Source organism: bacterium, assembly GCA_004299235.1.
Taxonomy (GTDB): domain Bacteria; phylum Chloroflexota; class Dormibacteria; order Dormibacterales; family Dormibacteraceae; genus SCQL01.
On record SCQL01000002.1, the window covers coordinates 45929 to 63289 of the forward strand.

The window sequence follows — 17361 nt, forward strand, 5'->3', positions numbered from 1 at the left end:
TGAAGCGTCATCGCCTGGGTGCCGAACAGCGAGATCACCTCGGCGTCGTGGGCGCGGCAGTGGGGGCAGCGAGGTTCGGAACGGGGACCGGCCCCGGCCGGGTGGGGGGCTGGGGCGGCCCGGCGCCGTTCAGCTTTCTTTGGCGGCACTGGACGGCGCGAACCTCTTCTCTTCGAGGCCGCGCAGCATGCTGAAGGTCCGTTCGTCGATCGCCCCGGGCCGGCTGCGGCGGCGCACCGGGTCCCAGGTCCTCCAGTCGGCATGGACGGTCGGGGCCTTGGTCTCGAGCCGTTCCTCCAGCCGGGCCCGAAGCTCGGACGGACCCATGCCCAGGCGCCCGTCGCGATGCAGCGCGGCGGTCTCGCCGTCGGGCGGGCCGAACCACTCGACCGCTTCCTGCCAGGCGGCGTTGAGCGGCCCCGCGTCGATGCCGGACTTCAACCAGCTGCGGCCGTGGAGGAAGTGATAGCGCTCCTCCATGAGCATCTTTCGGAGCCGGTGCTGCAGGACGTCGACCGAGCCGCCGGCGCAGGCCTCGATCATCACGGTGAAGGCGGTGTCGAGGATCGCGTTGGCGGCGACGAACTGGGCCCACTGCGACCACGGTTGGTCGAAGTAAAGGAGGGCGCGGAGGCTGGCGGGGTCGGACTCACGCTCGGGGCCCCGCGGATCGGCGCCCAGGGGCTCGAGGCAGCCGTAGAGGACGCGGCTGTGGCCGAGGTCGTCCAGGCCCATCGCGGCGGCGGCGATGTCGGCCTCCAGCGAGGGGGCGCGGGTCGCCCACTCGGCGTAGCGCAGGCCGAGCATCTGCTTGTTGTCCGCGATGCTGAGGACGATGTCGGAGAGGCTCATGCTTCGCCGGGCTGCCACAGGGTGATCAGGTCCTCTTTACGGACGATGGCCATCTCGATCCAGCGCTCCTCGTCATAGGTCGCGCGCGCGTAGGCCATCGCCAGGTCGTCATCCGGGGCGACGACGCTGCCGACCTGGTGGAGAGGCTCGATGCGCGTCTTGCGAGCGAACACCTCGTACTCGACCGCATCACCGCTGACCCGCCTGTACCGCGTCAAACCGCCAGCCCCCAGGCTTCGAGCGCATCGCGGCCGGCCTCGGTCATAAGCGCCACCGTCCAGGGAGGATCCCAGACCACGTTGACCCGGACCTCGCGCACACCGGCCTCGCGCAGCAGCCGCTCACGGACGTCGTCGAGGATGAAGTCGGAGGCGGGACAGCCCATCGCGGTGAAGGTGAGATCGACCTCGACCACGCCGTTCTTCTCGCGGATGTCATAGATGACCCCGAGGTCGACGAGGTTGATCGGCATCTCGGGGTCCTGGACCTCGGCGAGCGCGGCCCACAGCGCCTCGGTCAGGATCACGACCCGTTGTGATGCGTCTTGCGGAACTTGTGGAACTCCTCCTGGAACATCGCCACCATCTCGGCGTTGCGCGGTCCGCGGGCGCGCCAGCGGACGAGCACGTCCTCCCACGAGATCGGTTGTTTGAAATCCCAGCGCTTGGCCTCGGCATCGAACTCGCACGGGAAGGGATAGTCGAGCTCCCACACGTCCTTGCCGTCGCGCGTTTCTCTGTGCGCCGGCACCTTGATCCCGATCTGCTCGCAGTACGGGACGACGGTCGAAAGCCACCACTGGCGCAGCTGGTCGTTGGTCAAACCCTTGAGGCGGTACTCGAGCTGGGTCGAGTGCATCTTCAGCGAGTCCGGGAGGCCGAACCATTCGACGCTCAGCGGGAACATCCAGTCGACGGCACGCTGGAGCTCATCTTTGGCCGCGCCGCCCGCCTGGCTGATGCGCTTCATCCACGTCCGGCCGTTGCGGAGGTGGAAGTTCTCTTCCGTCATCACCTTGTTCAGCCCGCGTTTCCATGGGCCGTACGAGCACTTGTCGTGGATGTCGCCCAGGAGGCAGAAGCCGGCCTGGTCGTACATCCCGTTGGCGACCACGAGCTCGGTCCAGCTGTCCAGCGGGACGTCGAAGGCGTAGGGGTAGCGGAAGCTCTTGGGGTCGCGGCTGAAGATGAGCTTTTCCTGGTCCTCGCCCAGGTCTTCGAGGATGTGGTAGGCGATGTGAGCGTGCGCCAGCTCGTCCTGGATGATCGCGATCCCGGTCATGAAGGCGTTGATCGAGGGCGCGCGCTTGGCGGCGAGGTAGTAGGCGGGGGCGGAGATGAGCTCGGTGTCGCCGGAGACGATGAGCGTGTGCTTCAGCTCGCGGAGGTACTCGGGGGTCATCTCCTTCGACGACTCGATCAACTCGCCCGACTTGATCATCTGGTCGAACTCGGCCGCCGATGCCATGGCCTCCAATTGTCGCCCACCGGGGGCGGGTAGAATCGTGGTTCTCTCGCCGGCCGACGATACCCGGCCGCGCCGTGGTGGCTATAGCTCAGTAGGCAGAGCACCAGATTGTGGATCTGGGTGTCGCGGGTTCAAGTCCCGCTAGCCACCCCATCTATGACGTCGCTTGGTCAGCTGCATAGTCTATCGACAGCCGGTGATATCGCAGAATGAATCCTCATCGTACCTGCAATGCCTATCAGTAGTGCGATAGAATGCAGTCGAGTTGGCGCGGATTACCCAAGCTCGACTCGCAGAGCTCGCCGAGGACCAATGGGGTCTGCTGACGCGCCGGCAGGCTGAGCAGGCGGGGGTTTCGCAAGCGACACTCCAGCGCCTGGCTGCCGGCGGTGTCCTCGTGAGGGTGGCTCATGGCGTCTACCACCTCGCCGGCGCGCCCGAACCTGACCACATCACTCTCAGGGCGGCGTGGCTGCAGCTTGCGCCCGAGGTGCCGGCCTGGAAGCGAGAGCCGGGCGAAGGCGTCGTATCGCACCGTTCAGCTGCATCGATGTTTGGCCTGGGGCATCTCCCCGCCGACCGACACGACTTCATCCTCCCGGAGCGCAGACAGACGAGGCGCCCCGACGTTCGATTTCATCTGGCGGTTCTCGAGCCCCGAGAGTGGGTCTCGCGTCTGGGGGTGCCGGTGACCCGGCCCTCACGCATCGCGATCGATCTGGTGGAGGATCGCGAGGATCCTGAATCGATTGCGACCGTCGTCGCTGACGCGATCAGGGGTGGTCATGAGCCGCCGGCTCTCTTCGCCGACGCGCTGAGATCGGTAGCCCACCGCCTCGGTCTCCGCCGAGGTGAGGGACTGGGAAGCCTGCGCTGGCTGCTCGACCTCATTGCAGCGAAGGAGGGACCCGAGTGGGTCGAGCAAGCCCACCATGCCCTGCTGCGTGCGGCCTCACGAGGTTGAGCCCGCGGTACCCGACCCCGGCTGCGTTTCGGCGAGCGTTGACCGATCGACTTCGAGCGCGGGCGGCGGCATCTCGCTGGAACCTGGCGCAGCTGCAGCGGCAGCTTGCATACGACCGTCTGTTGGAGCGGGTATACAGCCGCGACGATGGGTGGGTCTTGAAGGGGGCGACGGCGTTGCTGGCGCGTGAGATTGGCGTGCGGGCAACGATCGACGTCGACCTGTATCGATCTGCCGAACCCGACTCGGCGGAGGCGAACCTCCGGGCCGCTGCTCAGACGGACATCGGCGATTGGTTCGTCTTCGAGGTCGGACCCACCAGGCCGGCCGGCGATGCTGCCTCTGCCCGCCGTCTGCCAGTCAGTGCGCGCGTTGGAAATACCACTTGGGCGTCGTTTCACGTCGACATCGCTGGACCTCATCTGCGAATGACCGGGCGACCCGAACGAGTGCAGGCCCTGGCCCGGCTCGGCATGCCGGATGTTGAGCAGCACGGTTATCACGCGTACCCGTTGGTGGACCACATCGCGGACAAATTGGCTGCGATGTATGAGAGCCGTGGAGCGGTCCGAGCATCGTCGACGCGCTTTCGCGATCTGGTCGACCTGGTCGCCATCACCGTGTCGGCAACAGTCGCAGGGCGACCGCTCATTCTGGCCGTGCGGTCGGAAGCGGCGAGACGAGGACTCACATTGCCCGACCGGCTGGTCGTTCCGGACCGTTCCACCTGGGAAGCCGGCTATGCCGCCGAGGCTCGGCGCTCTCTGCTCTCGGAGGCCACAACCCTCGATGCTGCGCTCCAAGTCGTGGGAGCCCTGATCGATCCCGTCCTGGATGGATCGGTCAAGGGCGCGTGGGATCCGCGAACCAGGACCTGGAGGCGATCCCGGTGAAGGTCAGCGAGCGGCGATATCGGGAGATGGTGGAAGCAGCCGCCGTCGACGCTTACAACGAGTCCGAGTTGATCACCGTGTGGTACACCGTGATCGAGGAAAAATTGGCAGTCCCCTTCGAAGCCTCCGTTCTCGGAGTTGCAGTCCGCGTCGACAAGGTGGAGCTGACCGATAACGAGCAGATCGTGGTCCGGTGCCGTCGCGGCCGGCGCCAACGGCTGGTTCCGATCCTCGATCTTCTGAGGCCGACGCCCCGTCCGGCTGGCTCCGATTGCATCGACGCTTTTTGCCGCTGGGTTAAATCTGGATCGTTGGGATGAGGCGGCGGCCGGCACCGACGACGCACCAATGGGTGTTCAAAGCACGGTTCCGACGCGGTGCCTTCGGATGGCGATCGGCGCCGGCGGTGCAACGCGTCCGCGAGGCCGTCTCCGAGATAAGGAGCGTCGCCCGCAAAGATCCGATCCTCGCTGCGGAAGGAGCGATCGCATTCCTCGAGCGAGTATCGCCGGCGCTCGAGAGCGTCGACAGCTCCTCGGGGTCGATTGGCACCGCCGTCAACAATGCGATCGACAAGTTGGTCCCGATCATCGCGGCCGCCCCGGCCGATCCCAGGATCCGGTCCAAGTGGTTGGACCGCCTGTGGGAGTCGCACGAGGCGGACCAGATCCCCTACATCGAGCAGCTCGGCGAGTATTGGGGCGACTTGTGCGGGTCAAAGGAGGTGGCCTCGGAATGGGCCGATCAGCTGATCGGTACCACCCGCCTCGCCCTGAGTCCGGATCGGACCGTGCGCGGATTCTTCCACGGCTCCACCGCCTGCCTCAGCGCGCTGTTCGCTGCGGGGAGATATGGCGACATCCTCGATCTGCTGAAAGACGAAACCTTCTGGCCGTACAAGCGCTGGGCGGTCGAAGCGATGGCCGCGATGGGTGATGTTGAGAATGCGCTCGAGCTGGCCGACGCAAGCCGAGGGCCTTGGACCAACGACCACGACGTAGACCAGATCTGCGAGTCCATTCTTCTCGCGCAGGGCCGGGTCGATGACGCCTACCGGGACTACGGGCTCCGCGCGCATCGGGCGACCACGTTCCTGGCCACCCTCGATGCCGTGTGCCGTGCCTATCCCGACAAGCCGCGTCACGAGGTCCTGGCCGACCTCGTCGCGAGCACGCCCGGGGAGGAGGGCAAGTGGTTCGCGGCCGCCAAGGACGCCGGGCTTTACGACGAGGCGCTCGCCCTTGCCACCCGATCACCGTGCGACCCGAAAACGCTGACCCGTGCCGCGCGAGACTTCGCCAAGAAGAACCCGGCCTTTGCGCTGGGCGCCGGCACGCTGGCGATGCACTGGCTGATCGAAGGCTACGGTTACGAGATCACCTCCGCTGATGTTTGGGCTGCCCACTCGCGCACCCTCGAAGCCGCCGGCGCCCTTGGTCGAGTCGACGAGGTTCGGGCCCAGATCCGGGCAATGGTGGCGGCGGAAGGTCCAGGCACGGACGGTTTCGTCACCAAGACAATCGGACGGGAGCTGGGTCTGTGATCGAGCGGGCCTACATCCACGTGGGCGGCCCCGCCGGCACCGGCAAGACCACCTTCGTCGAGGCGGTGCTGGAGGCGTGTGACGAGCCGATCCTCGCTGCGCGTTGCGTGCGCAACGATTCGCTGAGGACGTCGTGGGAGACCAATCCGCAGCGGCACCCCGAGCTCCGGCGGTATCGCGAAGCCGGCGCCAGCGGCGTACGGCGCGCGCCGCCTGACGGGGTGACGAGTCGGTTGTTATGGGAAAGCACCGCAACAGACAGAACGCGTCACCCCGCTTTCGCGCGCTCCGCTTCGCTTCGAAGCCTGGCTTCTCCGGCTCAAGACGCGCCTCGGCGGGTGAGCAGGAATGATCGCCCGAGTGTGAGCGATAGCACGCTGACCAGGATCCCCGCGTAGATCGGGGCGACGTGCCAGAAATCCGTGTACGCCAAGGCGAGATGGACGCCCAGCGCGGCGCCGAATCCGCTTGTTGCGGAGGCCGCCAGGCCCCACCACACCCAAGCCTGACCGCGTTGCCAGCCCCAAGCCGCCATGAGCAGGACCGCGACTCCAGCCGACATGAGTGCACCACCAAAGCCCGCACGGTCATGAGCAATAAAGGAAAGGAGCCGGTTATTCGCTTCGTTGAGCGCCTGCGCTGTGGTGCTCATATAGGTCAGGTCTGTAGGTACGAACACAGAAGTCAGCCCCACATAGGAGATGGTCAGCCCACCGACTATCAACCCGAAGCCGGCGCCGACCATCAGCAGTTGGCCGACCAAGGCTCGATGCCATTCGCCGGTCGGTCCTTCGCTGATCGGGTCTGGGAGTTGAGGTCGCGGTCTCTTCCAGACAGCAATAACGAAGAGCGGAAAGAGCATTGCGGCCAGCGCGACGTGGATGGGCTCAACGTACCGGTACGCAACGAAGTAGAGAAGGGTTGGAAAGCCGACCAAGCCCGAGGCCAAAAGCGCGTCGCGGGCCCAGGCGAGCCCTCGCCGAATTCCGCACCACGACAGGCAGCCGTAGAGGAGGCCGATGGCGATCATCGTCCCCGCCAGCGTTATGCGGTCATGCTGCAGGAAATGGATCAGCCTGGGGTTGATGGCCGCAAGGCCGTGCGCATCAACCCCCAGAAACGTCGAGTCATAAGGCAGCAACACGGGCCCCAACGACTCCAGTGCGGCTCCCACGCCTCCGAAAATCATTCCGAGTCCCAGAGCGAGCCCAGCGATCCAGGCTGTCGATCCGCGTTCAATGGGACGCGGTGCCGCGGTTCTGGCCAGAAGCTCTGTCGTGGCTCGAGAGAACCAGCCGGGTCCGGCCTCGATCAATGCTTTGGTCGTCGCCAGAACAGCATCCGCGCCTGAGGACACCAGGTCGGCGACCTCGCCCGGCGACGCCTCAGACGTCGCCGCGATGACCGTGCGGCCGGGCGCGTGAGCGCGCTCAACATCCTGGGGTGTTGATTCACGAAGCACCACCCCGATGCCGGCAGGAATCAGCGCCAACTGACTACCTGCAACGCCGGCGAGGAGGGGCACCGACGAAATCGCCGCTGCTTGGTCCAGCACATCAAGATCAGGCGGGCCTGACACGTCGCACACGAGCATGGCTGCCTCGGTCGTGACTTGGCGGACGAGCTCAACGGCATCGGCCGCTCGGAGCCGCAAGGCTACCGGCACCATCGCCGACCTGAGGGCTGTGGCCAATTCCTGGAACGAAGCTGTGCTGACAGGACCAATTTCGACAAGCCCCGCGCCGAGCGCCGGGAATGCCGCCAGGGCGGCTGGTGCGACCGAGACTCCGATCGACGCTCCCATTCTTGCTGGACAGTTCGCACCAGCGACCGCCCACGCCGCTTCCTTAGGCGGGCTGGTTCGACCCACGCCCGCGACCAATCGTGGCCCTGCCGGAAGGTGTGCAAGGAACGCCAGCACCCGCATCGCCAGCCGCCTCGAGCCGTCCCAGCCGAAGAGGGCCCCCATCGGTTCGCGGAGCGGGTGATAAGTCCAGTCCGGCACGGGGTCATCCTGGCATGGCGAGGCTCAGGACACATCCCCTCTGTGAAGTCGAATCTGGTGTCCTGACGAGCCTCATGGCGCGGGTTCAAGCCCCGCTGGGCATCTTGCGCCACCCACTTTGTATAGACTAGATGGGTGGACGATCGGACCTCGTCTGGCGGATGGCTGGTAGACATGCCTCGCGTGCACGGATTGGAGAGCGAACGTCACTGTCGTCGATCCACATCCAGGCGAATCATCCGGAGGGTCAGCAGATGAAGACCAAGGCAGCCAGGGAACCGTTCTACGGCCCGTTCGACGAATTGAGTGACGAGGAATTCGAGCGGGAGGTTCTCGACTCTCTTGATCAAGCGACGACCAAGATCTCGATTCGGGTTCCAAACGATCTACTCGACCGCACGAAACAGGCCGCACAGCAACGCGGAGTCCCATACCAGTCGCTGATGAAGGCCTTGATTGACCGAGGCGTCCGCCGGCTTGAGCGCGCAGGCTCTGGCGCCCACCGGCCCAAGGACTGACTTTGACCGATGGGGAAGGAAGCCTCATGAGAGCGGTTGTCTTCGACAGCTACGGTCCGCCGGAGGTGCTGCGACTCGAAGACGTCGATCGGCCGGCCCCGAAGGCGGACGAGGTGCTCGTCAAGGTTCACGCCACGACGGTCAACCGGTCGGACTGTGGGTGGCGGGGAGCCAAACCATTCATCAGCCGCTTCTTCTCGGGCCTCCGGCGGCCGAAGCAGCGGATCCTCGGCAGCGAACTGGCCGGAGAGGTCGAAGCGGTTGGCGCGGCGGTCAGCGAGTTCGCGGTCGGCGACCACGTCTTCGGCATCAGCGCGTGGAAGTTCGGGGCGCACGCGGAGTTCATCTGCATGCGGGAGAGCGCCCCGCTGGCGCACATGCCGGCCGGTATGAGTTTTGAGGAGGCTGCGGCGGTCTGCGACGGAGCGATCATGGCGCTGATGGGCCTGAGACCGGCAGGCCTCCAACCCGGGCACGCGATCCTCATCTACGGCGCCTCCGGATCCATCGGCACCGCGGGGGTGCAGCTGGCAAGGTACTTCGGCGCGGCCGTCGATGCGGTGTGCAGCACCAAGAACCTCGAGCTCGTGCGATCTCTCGGAGCCGCCAGGGTGATCGACTACACGCGGGAAGACTTCACCAAGAACGGCGAGCGGTACGACGTCATCTTCGACGCGGTCGGCAAGCTCTCGTTCAGCCGGTGCAGGGGCTCACTGAAGCGGGGCGGCATCTACCTGGCCACCGACGGGCTCCGGAACCTCATCTTGGCGCCCCTGACCTCGCGGATCGGGGACAAGAGGGTGCTGTTCCCGATCCCACCTCGATACACGAAGAAGGACGTCCGCTTCCTCAAAGAGCTCATCGAGGCCGGGAGATATCGGGCGGTCATCGACCGGTCCTACCCGTTGGAGGACGTAGTCGAGGCCACCCGCTACGTGGAAACGGAGCAGAAGACCGGGAACGTCGTCCTGACGATCAACGCAAGCCGAGCCCGTTAAGAGCGATCGTCGCCGTCGACCGAGCCATTCAGGGCTGCGCTGATCGACAGAGGGCCACCATCGCTGGGCCTCGAGGATGTGGGGCGGCAACCTCCGCGAGCTTCGGCTCGAGAACCAGGATCTGGCGGCCCTCGAACAGGATGGCCCCCTGCTCGGCGAGCTGGCCGAGGCAGACGGTGACCGTCTCCCGGCGCAGACCCAGCATGTCGGCCAGGGCCTGGTGGGTCAGGCGGCTGGGTAGCTGCAGCACTTCCCCCTTGGCCCGCCCGATGGCGTGGGCCAGGGTGAGGAGGTGGCTCGCGAGGCGCTGCAGGGGGTGCCGAAGCGTCATCGCCTCGATCTGCTTCTCCCTCCGCTCCAGGCGGCGGGTGAGCAGGCCGGTGAGGTTGAGCGCGATCCTCGGTTCGGCCTGCGCCAGGCGCTCCAGCTCGAAGCGCGACACCGAAGCCAGCACACTCGTCACCGTGGCCTCGCTGTAATGGCCGCGTTCACCGCAAAGTGACAGCTCACCGTCAAAGCTGCCGGCCGGGATGATCTCCACCACCACCCGGCGGCCGTCTGGAGCGAAGCGATACGCCTGCAGCCGTCCGGAGAGGACCAGCTGAAGCCGCCCGGCCAGGTCCTCCGGCGCCACCACCAACTTGCCCCTTTCCGCCATCCAGATCCGCACGGGCGCGGTCAGCGCAAGCACTCGTTCGGAGTCGACACCGTTCCAGAGCGGATGCCTGGCCAGCAAAGATTGGGAGTGCCGCAGGATGCCCGCCCGCTCCATCACGCCAACCATCTCTTGAGGCTAGGACTCTGCCGGCCGCACCGGTAACACACATACGGAAGGCTGCCCGGTCCTGCAAATGGGGCAGGTCGCAACACAGCGGCGCTCGGGTCAGGCCGATGGTCGCTGGTCAGTCCGCGTCCTGATCTAACCGCTCGCTTTGGCCAGCAGGGGAGCGACGTCAGCTCCCGTGATGGCCGAGACGACCTGTTCCCGGCTCGCCTCCCGCACCTTGAAATCCGCCACCCGCCGCCCGAGTCGCAGCACCACGATGCGGTCGCACACCTCGAAGACGTCAGCCAGGTTGTGGCTGATGACCACCACTCCAAGACCCTGCTCGCGGAGGTGGCCGATCAGTTCGAGCACCTGCTTGGTCTGCGCCACCCCAAGGGCCGCCGTCGGCTCGTCCAGCAGCACCAGGTGGGTTTGCCACATGATCGAGCGGGCGACCGCGACCGCCTGCCGCTGCCCGCCGGACAGGGTGGCGACCGGTTTGCGCAGGCTTGGGATCTTGATCGAGAGGTTCTTCAGCACCCCGAACGCTCGCTGCTCCATGGTCACCTCGTCCAGCAGCCTGGTCACTCCCCGCCGAGCCTCGCGGCCGAGGAAGAGGTTGGCCACCACGTCGAGGTTGTCGCACAGGGCCAGGTCCTGGTAGACGGTGGCGATTCCCAGCTGGGCCATCTCATGAGGTCCGCGGGCGGAAACGGGCCGCCCCTCGAACCTGAACTCCCCGGCGTCCGGCGTATTGATGCCGGAGATGACCTTGATCAGGGTGGACTTGCCCGCCCCGTTATCGCCGACCAGCGCGACCACCTCACCGCGGTAGGCCTCGAAGTCGACGCCGACCAGGGCTTCGACGGCACCGAATCTTTTCGAGATTCCCTTCAGCTCGAGGAGCGGGACTTGGCGGGCCGGATCAACGCTACTCATACCCATCCAATGGAATCTGGAGAGGTCGCTCAGCTTTGTTACCGCAATCACAATCCGAAGATTCGGGCTCTTTGAGAATCGAGGGGAAGTAAGAAATCGGTGACACCGACCCGCGAAATCCAAAAAATGCGGGCCCGGGTAGGAGGCCCAATATGCTGCGGAACCTGATCGGTGGAACTTGGAGCGCTCCGGCTGGGGCCGGGCTGCCCGTCTACAACCCCGCTACCGGCGATGTCATCGACGAGGTCCCGCTGTCAGGTGGGACCGAGGTCGCGAGCGCTGTGGAAGCGGCCGCGAAGGCGTACACCAGCTGGTCACGGGTTCCTGTCATGCAGCGCGCGGCGCTCATGTTCCGTTTCAAAGCGCTGCTCGAGGAGCACTTCGAGGAGCTGGCGGAAATCGTCACCCGGCACCACGGCAAGACGCTCGACGAAGCCCGAGGTGAATTGCGGCGCGGCATCGAGGTCGTGGACTTCGCGTGCGGGGCGCCCACCCTGCTCCAGGGGCGGACGCTGCGCGATGTGAGTCATAGCGTCGATCAGGACTATTACCGCTTTCCGGTGGGTGTGGTGGCTGGAATCACGCCTTTCAACTTCCCGGTGATGATCCCCCTGTGGATGTTCCCGCTGGCGGTGGTCTGCGGGAACACCTTCGTCCTCAAGCCGTCGGAGAGGACGCCTCTCGGCGTCGCGCGGCTGGCCGAGCTCTTCCTGGAGGCGGGTTTCCCGGAGGGGGTCCTGAATGTCGTCAACGGAGCCAGGGAGGCCGTGGACGCGCTCGTCACCGAGCCGAGGGTGGCCGCTATCTCCTTCGTCGGCTCAGCGTCGGTGGCACACCACGTCTACTCCCTTGCCGCCCAGCATGGCAAGAGGGTCCAAGCGCTGGGAGGCGCGAAGAACCACACCGTCGTCATGCCGGACGCCAACCTGGAGCTGGCGGTGCCGGCGTTGCTGGGCTCGGCGTTCGGCAACGCCGGCGAGCGCTGCCTGGCAGGTAGCGTGGTCGTGGCGGTGGGCAGCGCGGGCGAGCCGGTGGTGGAGGCGCTGAAGGAAGCCGCCGAACGCCTCGTGGTGGGTGCCGGGGATCAGCCGGGTGTCGACGTCGGACCACTGATCCGGCGCGAGCACCGCGACCGGGTCGCGAATTACATCGACGTGGGAGTCGGCGAAGGAGCTCGCCTGCTGGTGGACGGCCGGCGCTACATCGACCAGCCCGGCTTTTTCCTGGGCCCGACCATCCTGGAGGGCGTGCATCCCGAGATGGCCGTCGGCCACGAGGAGATCTTCGGCCCCGTCCTGTCGGTCTCCCGAGCGGAAACGCTCGAGGCGGCGGTTGCCCAGGCCAACAGCATGAGCCTCGGCAACATGGCGGTCATCTTCACCGAGAGCGGGCGCACCGCCCGCGCGTTTCGCGAGAGTGTGGAGGCGGGCATGTGCGGAGTCAACGTGTCCGTGGCCCAGCCCTTCGCCTTCTTCCCCTTCTCGGGCTGGAAGGGCTCGTTCTACGGTGACCTTCACGTCCACGGCACGGACGGAGTCGACTTCTACACGCGCAAGAAGGTGGTTATCAGCCGCTGGTAACGCGGCCGCTCAGTTCGCTTGAACTTTGGAGAAAGCAATGGAACCTGAAATTCGCAAGATCGTGACGGTGACCGAAGAAGTCCGCATTGAGGGCGGCAAGAAGCTCGCCCGGCCGGTGCGGATGTCAGCTGCGATCGCAGTGATCAAGAACCCGTTGGCCGGCAGGTTTGAGGCCGACCTCAGCCTGCTCTCGGGCGACTACAGCACCCAGCTCGGACCGATGCTCGCCGAGCTTGCCATCAAGACGCTGGGGACCAAGCCCGAGGCCTTCGGCAAGGGAGCCCTGGTGGGCACCGCGGGCGAGATCGTCCACGGCTCTTCCATCATCCACACCCCGGCCTTCGGGGGTGCTCTGCGGAAGGTGACCGCCGGCGCGGGCCCGGTGCCTTCGGCTGAGAAGCGCGGCGCGACCGGCGCACAGCTGGACATGTCGATGCGCCACCAGCACGACGCCGGAACCCTCGACGGCACGCGTGCCTCACACCTGTTCAGCTTCTCCGTCAATGTCGCCGACGCTCCCTTCGCGGACGAGATCGTGGTCGTGGCGGCGGTTGCGGACGGAGGAAGGCCGGACGCCCGCCAGGATTGACTCTGATGCAGAAGATCCTCAACCGGCCTGACGACTTCGTCGACGAGATGGTCGAGGGGCTCACCCTCGCCCATCACGATCAGTTGCGAGCGCTCCCTGCCGACCGCCGTGTGATCGTCAGAGTGGCAGCGCCCGCGGCCGGCAAGGTGGCCATCGTGACGGGGGGCGGCTCCGGCCACTTGCCCGTGTTCGTGGGCTACGTCGGTGAGGGCCTGGCTGACGGGTGTGCGGTCGGCAACGTCTTCTCCTCACCCAGCTCCAGCGCCATGCTGAACCTGATCCGCGCCGTCGATGGCGGCGCGGGCGTGCTCCAGCTCTACGGGAACTACGCCGGCGACGGCATGAACTTCGACATGGCGGCCGAGGACGCCGAGGCCGACGGGATCAAGGTGCGGGTGGTGCGAGTGGCGGACGACGTCGCCTCCGCGCCGCGCTCGGCCTGGCGGGAACGGCGGGGCGTGGCCGGCCTCTTCTTCGCCTACAAGATCGCCGGCGCCCGAGCCGCCGAGGGCGCCAGCCTCGATGAGGTGGTGGCGACGGCGCACCACGCGGTGGAGCGGATATCAAGCATGGGCGTGGCCCTTTCGCCGTGCACGGTGCCCGCCGCCGGCCGGCCGACCTTCAGCCTGCCGGAGGGCACGATGGAGATCGGCATGGGCATCCACGGGGAACCCGGTGTCCGGCGCGGCCCGCTGGAATCGGCTGATCGCATAGCCAGGGAATTGGTCGACGCGGTGGCGGCGGACCAGGAACTCGTCCCCGGCACCGGCGTGGCCCTGCTCGTGAACGGGCTGGGGGCGACACCGCGGGAGGAGCTCTACATCCTCTACCGAGCGGTCCACCGGCTCCTTGCCGAACGCGAAGTCAGCGTTGATCGCGCCTATGTCGGTGAATACGCCACGGCGCTCGAGATGGCCGGCGCGTCGGTATCGGTGCTCAAGCTGGATGCCGACCTGACGCGGCTGCTCGACGCGCCGGCACGCTCTCCCTTTTTCATCCAGCCATGAGCGAGGCGGCCGGTTCGACGCTGGACGCAGCCGCAACCGTCGGGCTGCTGCGCCACCTGCTGGCCGTGGTCGACGAGCGCGCCGAGGAGCTCAACCACCTCGATTCCGTCGCCGGAGACGGCGATCTCGGGGTGACCATGAAGCTGGGCATGAAGGGGGCACTCGAGGCGCTGGCGGCGACTCCCGACCCCACTGACGTGGGCAGCGTCCTGGTCACCGCCGGCAAGGCGTTCGGCACCGAGGCTCCTTCCACCATGGGCGCCCTGCTCGCGACTGCCCTGCGTAGCGCCGGCAAGACAGTGCTCGGCCGCCGTGCGGCGGGGCCGGCGGAGGCCGAGGCGATGCTCGCGGCGTCGGTGGCGGAGATCGAGAGGAGGGGCGGAGCCAAGCTTGGCGACAAGACCCTGCTGGACGTCCTGGTCCCGTTCCAGCACGCCCTGGCGGCCCGGCTGGCCGGCGGTGCTGCCTGGCGCGAGGCCTTCGCGGACGCTCTGGCCGCCGCGAAGCGGGGCCTGGACGCCACCGCGACGATGACGCCGCGCGCCGGCCGCAGCCGGTGGCTGGCGGAGCGATCCCTGGGCTCCGTCGATGCCGGCGGCTCGGCCGTGTACCTCCTCCTGGAGGCCGCCGGCAGCTTCCTCCTGGCCCAGTAAGTTAGAGGCGGCGGCTCAGCGCCCCGCCGTCGCCCGGCCCCGGCGCGACACGGCATCGACTGTGACCGCCGCCAGCAGGACGGCCATCTCGACCATGTATTTGACGTCTGCGGGCTGGCCGGTGAGGTCGAGCCCGTTGGAGACGCTCCCGATGACGAGCGCGCCGATGAGCGCGCCCCAGACCGAGCCTCTGCCGCCAAAGAGGCTCGTGCCTCCGATGACGGCCGCGGCGATGGCCTCCAGGAGCAGCGTGCCGCCTCCCGTCTGCGTGCTCGCGGCCGAGCCGCGCGAAACCGCGAGCAGCCCGCCGGCGGCGGCGAGCATCGAGGCCAGCGAGAAGACGGCGATCCGGATCCGTGTCACCTGAATGCCCGCGCGGCGCGCCGCTTCGGCGTTGCCGCCGACGGCGTATATGTGGCGGCCGAACGTGGTCTTGGTCGTGATGAAGCCGAAGACGGCGATCAGGCCGACCAGGATCAGTCCCGCCACCGGCACGCCCTGCCATTGGTTGAGGACCGCCACGCTCACCGCGAGGGCCGAGGCCAGTCCCACCACACGGATCCACAGCTCGATCGGAGACGGCAGCCGTAGCCCGGCCCGCCGCCTTGCCCTGCGCTGCCAGAGCCCGTTCAGCCCGTACAGCAATGAGATGAGCCCCACCGCCACCCAGCCCAAGCTGGGCTCGAGGTAGGTGGTGGTCAGGCTGAGGATCGTGGGATCGAGGACATTCAACGTCCCATAGCTGCCGAGAACGTGCAGCTGCAGCCCGAGCAGACCGAGCAGGCCGGCCAGCGTGACGACAAAGGAGGGGACGCCGACGATCGCGGACCAGCCGCCCTGGAAGGCGCCGATGGCTGCCGCCGCGGCCAGCATGACCAGCGTCGCCAGCCACCAGCTGAAGTGGTGATCCACCACCAGCACGCCCAGGATGGCGGCGCTCAGCCCGACCACCGAGCCGGCTGAGAGATCGATCTCGCCGAGCAGCAGGACGAGGACGACGCCGATCGCGACGGTCCCCGTGACCGCGATCTGCAGGATCAGGTTGTTGAGGTTGCGGGGGGTCAGGAAGTGGGGGTCTTGGAAGTCGAACCAGGCCCACACGAGCGCCAGGCCGACGATGATTGGGACGACTCCCCAATCGCCCTGGACGGCTCGCAGCCGGAGCCCGCGGCCCAGACCCCGGACCGCCGCCCGAAGGCGAGGCTCGGCTTTCGCCGAGGCCTCGCTATCGGGATTGAGTTGATTGGAAACCGTGGTTCGCTGCACCGGTAGGCCCGTCAGTGAATCAGCAGGGACCCGTGCCCGCCGGGATGTCCTTGCAGAGGTCGGCCTTCGTGTAGAGGCCGTTCTGGATCAGCACCTGGATGTTGTCCTTGGTGATGGGGACCGTCGGCACGAAGACCGTGGGGACGTCCACCGCGCCGTTCTTGGTCACCGACTGGAAGAAGTCGGCCGGCGGCTTCTCGCCCTTGATGAGAAACACGCTGAGCTGTGCGGCATCGTCCGCGAAGACCGGGATCGGCTGCAGCACCGACATGCCCTGGGTCCCGAGCAGGATGCGCTGAGTACCCGCCAAGGTGGCATCGAGACCCGTCACCGGCACCTTGCCGGCCAGGTTGTGCTCGCGCAGCGCCGCGATGACCCCGCCTGCCATCCCATCGTTGGCCGAGAGGACGCCCTGCACGTTGTTGCTGGTCTTGGTGAGGACCTGCTCCATCTCTTCCTGGGCCTTGGCCGGGTCCCAGCCGTCGGTCCACAGGTCGCCGACCAGGTGCCGCTCATTCGAATCGAACAGCGGCTTCAAGACGCTCATGTAGCCCTTGTTGAAGAGGTGCGCGTTGTTGTCGGTGGGCGAACCGTTGATCAGCGCGATGTTGTCGCCGGTTTTGGTGTGATCCGCAAGCCACTGGCCCTGGATCTTGCCCACGGCCTCTGAATCCTTGCCGATGAAGTAGTCAAGGTTGGTGTTCTTGATCAGCCGTGAGTAGGCGATCACGGGGACCTTCTGCTGATGCGCCTCGGTCACGATGCTGGCGGCGGCGACGGCGTCGACCGGAATCACGATCAGAACCTTCGCCCCTTTGGCCAGCGCCGCTTCGGCCTGCGACTGCTGCTTGCTGGGATCGTTCAGCGCGTTGTAGACGACGACCGTCGTGCTGGGTGAATGCTTCTTGAACGCGGCTATCAGGTTCGGCCGGTCCTGGCCTTCCCAGCGCGAGGTGGTGTTGTCGGGCAGCAGAAGCGCCACCAGCGACGGGGGGGTGGTGGGAGTGGTTCCGCCCACGGATCCACAGCCGCCGAGGACGACCGCGGCAGCTAATGCGATGACCCCGATCAGACCACGCCCTAACCGGAGCCTCTTGGGAATCATTGAGTTAATCTCCTCCTCAGTCTCTTGCGGCGACTTCCGCTGGCCAGCCAAAACCTGCTCTAGGCGGGCGAATCAGGTCACCGTAGATCCGGGTGATTCGCGAAATTGTGCGAGCGGCAACAAAATGACCGAGGGGCGTGTTTTGCGGCCCTGACGCCGAGCCACCCGCGCCTCGACGAGACGCGGGGCGCGGTGTCGTGACCGACGTCGCCTTAC

General features: G+C 66.7%; 19 protein-coding genes and 1 tRNA gene. 11 read left to right on the forward strand and 9 right to left on the reverse strand.

Annotated features, from left to right (window positions below):
* Nucleotides 1-129 precede the first annotated feature (129 nt).
* From EPN29_00750 to EPN29_00765, 4 genes are read right to left on the reverse strand one after another with little or no spacing between them, the layout of a single operon-like run.
* Complete coding sequence (locus tag EPN29_00750) at nucleotides 130-852, reverse strand: hypothetical protein (GenBank protein ID TAN34882.1); 723 nt, start codon at nucleotides 850-852, stop codon at nucleotides 130-132.
* Nucleotides 849-1145, reverse strand: a complete 297-nt coding sequence (locus tag EPN29_00755) for a hypothetical protein (GenBank protein TAN34883.1) — start codon at nucleotides 1143-1145, stop codon at nucleotides 849-851. Before EPN29_00755 ends, EPN29_00750 begins: the two co-directional genes overlap by 4 nt.
* Nucleotides 1067-1324 carry a metal-sulfur cluster assembly factor gene (locus EPN29_00760; GenBank protein ID TAN35023.1) on the reverse strand — a complete coding sequence of 86 codons (258 nt, stop codon included), beginning with the start codon at nucleotides 1322-1324 and terminating at the stop codon, nucleotides 1067-1069. The genes EPN29_00755 and EPN29_00760 overlap by 79 nt, the downstream gene beginning before the upstream one ends.
* 50 nt (nucleotides 1325-1374) lie before the next feature.
* Nucleotides 1375-2319 carry a phenylacetate-CoA oxygenase subunit PaaI gene (locus tag EPN29_00765; GenBank protein ID TAN34884.1) on the reverse strand — a complete coding sequence of 315 codons (945 nt, stop codon included), beginning with the start codon at nucleotides 2317-2319 and terminating at the stop codon, nucleotides 1375-1377.
* 77 nt (nucleotides 2320-2396) lie between these two features.
* Here EPN29_00765 and EPN29_00770 point away from each other — a divergent pair.
* The 5 genes from EPN29_00770 to EPN29_00790 all read left to right on the forward strand — a co-directional run bounded on the left by EPN29_00770 (nucleotide 2397) and on the right by EPN29_00790 (nucleotide 5719).
* Nucleotides 2397-2472 (forward strand) — tRNA-His (locus EPN29_00770).
* A gap of 112 nt (nucleotides 2473-2584) precedes the next feature.
* On the forward strand, nucleotides 2585-3283 hold the full coding sequence (locus EPN29_00775; protein TAN34885.1) for a hypothetical protein: 699 nt from the start codon (nucleotides 2585-2587) through the stop codon (nucleotides 3281-3283).
* A complete protein-coding gene (locus EPN29_00780) occupies nucleotides 3193-4176 on the forward strand; it encodes a hypothetical protein (GenBank protein ID TAN34886.1) in 984 nt (327 codons plus the stop codon). Before EPN29_00775 ends, EPN29_00780 begins: the two co-directional genes overlap by 91 nt.
* A 26-nt stretch (nucleotides 4177-4202) precedes the next feature.
* Entirely contained in the window at nucleotides 4203-4496 is a 294-nt protein-coding gene (locus EPN29_00785) for a hypothetical protein (GenBank protein TAN35024.1), read from the forward strand.
* Nucleotides 4493-5719 carry a hypothetical protein gene (locus EPN29_00790; GenBank protein ID TAN34887.1) on the forward strand — a complete coding sequence of 409 codons (1227 nt, stop codon included), beginning with the start codon at nucleotides 4493-4495 and terminating at the stop codon, nucleotides 5717-5719. Before EPN29_00785 ends, EPN29_00790 begins: the two co-directional genes overlap by 4 nt.
* A gap of 319 nt (nucleotides 5720-6038) precedes the next feature.
* Here EPN29_00790 and EPN29_00795 read toward each other — a convergent pair whose 3' ends face one another.
* Nucleotides 6039-7523 carry a hypothetical protein gene (locus EPN29_00795; GenBank protein ID TAN34888.1) on the reverse strand — a complete coding sequence of 495 codons (1485 nt, stop codon included), beginning with the start codon at nucleotides 7521-7523 and terminating at the stop codon, nucleotides 6039-6041.
* A 332-nt stretch (nucleotides 7524-7855) separates the two neighbouring features.
* Here EPN29_00795 and EPN29_00800 point away from each other — a divergent pair, with 332 nt between their 5' ends.
* Together EPN29_00800 and EPN29_00805 are read left to right on the forward strand one after the other, a co-directional pair.
* Nucleotides 7856-8242, forward strand: coding sequence for a hypothetical protein (locus EPN29_00800; protein TAN34889.1), 387 nt, complete (start codon nucleotides 7856-7858; stop codon nucleotides 8240-8242).
* Nucleotides 8243-8268: 26 nt separating this feature from the next.
* Complete coding sequence (locus EPN29_00805; protein TAN34890.1) at nucleotides 8269-9240, forward strand: NAD(P)-dependent alcohol dehydrogenase; 972 nt, start codon at nucleotides 8269-8271, stop codon at nucleotides 9238-9240.
* Between the two features lie 28 nt (nucleotides 9241-9268).
* Here the strand turns inward: EPN29_00805 and EPN29_00810 are convergent, their stop codons facing one another.
* The gene (locus EPN29_00810) at nucleotides 9269-10024 is read right to left on the reverse strand and encodes a Crp/Fnr family transcriptional regulator (GenBank protein ID TAN34891.1); all 756 of its coding nucleotides are present in this window, start codon (nucleotides 10022-10024) and stop codon (nucleotides 9269-9271) included.
* A gap of 135 nt (nucleotides 10025-10159) precedes the next feature.
* A complete protein-coding gene (locus EPN29_00815) occupies nucleotides 10160-10945 on the reverse strand; it encodes a sugar ABC transporter ATP-binding protein (protein TAN34892.1) in 786 nt (261 codons plus the stop codon).
* A gap of 152 nt (nucleotides 10946-11097) precedes the next feature.
* Between EPN29_00815 and EPN29_00820 the strand changes: the two genes are divergently transcribed.
* Genes EPN29_00820 through EPN29_00835 form a run of 4 tightly spaced genes read left to right on the forward strand, consistent with a single transcriptional unit; the run spans nucleotide 11098 to nucleotide 14774 of the window.
* Nucleotides 11098-12525 carry a CoA-acylating methylmalonate-semialdehyde dehydrogenase gene (locus EPN29_00820; protein ID TAN34893.1) on the forward strand — a complete coding sequence of 476 codons (1428 nt, stop codon included), beginning with the start codon at nucleotides 11098-11100 and terminating at the stop codon, nucleotides 12523-12525.
* 37 nt (nucleotides 12526-12562) lie between these two features.
* Nucleotides 12563-13114, forward strand: coding sequence for an amino acid synthesis family protein (locus EPN29_00825; protein TAN34894.1), 552 nt, complete (start codon nucleotides 12563-12565; stop codon nucleotides 13112-13114).
* A 5-nt stretch (nucleotides 13115-13119) separates the two neighbouring features.
* Nucleotides 13120-14121, forward strand: coding sequence for a dihydroxyacetone kinase subunit DhaK (gene dhaK / locus EPN29_00830; GenBank protein ID TAN34895.1), 1002 nt, complete (start codon nucleotides 13120-13122; stop codon nucleotides 14119-14121).
* Nucleotides 14118-14774: a DAK2 domain-containing protein gene (locus EPN29_00835; GenBank protein TAN34896.1), complete on the forward strand. Its 657-nt coding sequence runs from the start codon at nucleotides 14118-14120 to the stop codon at nucleotides 14772-14774. Before dhaK ends, EPN29_00835 begins: the two co-directional genes overlap by 4 nt.
* Before the next feature lie 15 nt (nucleotides 14775-14789).
* Here the strand turns inward: EPN29_00835 and EPN29_00840 are convergent, their stop codons facing one another.
* Together EPN29_00840 and EPN29_00845 are read right to left on the reverse strand one after the other, a co-directional pair.
* The gene (locus EPN29_00840; protein ID TAN35025.1) at nucleotides 14790-15950 is read right to left on the reverse strand and encodes a sugar ABC transporter permease; all 1161 of its coding nucleotides are present in this window, start codon (nucleotides 15948-15950) and stop codon (nucleotides 14790-14792) included.
* Between the two features lie 109 nt (nucleotides 15951-16059).
* A complete protein-coding gene (locus EPN29_00845; protein ID TAN34897.1) occupies nucleotides 16060-17145 on the reverse strand; it encodes a sugar ABC transporter substrate-binding protein in 1086 nt (361 codons plus the stop codon).
* Nucleotides 17146-17361 lie beyond the last annotated feature (216 nt).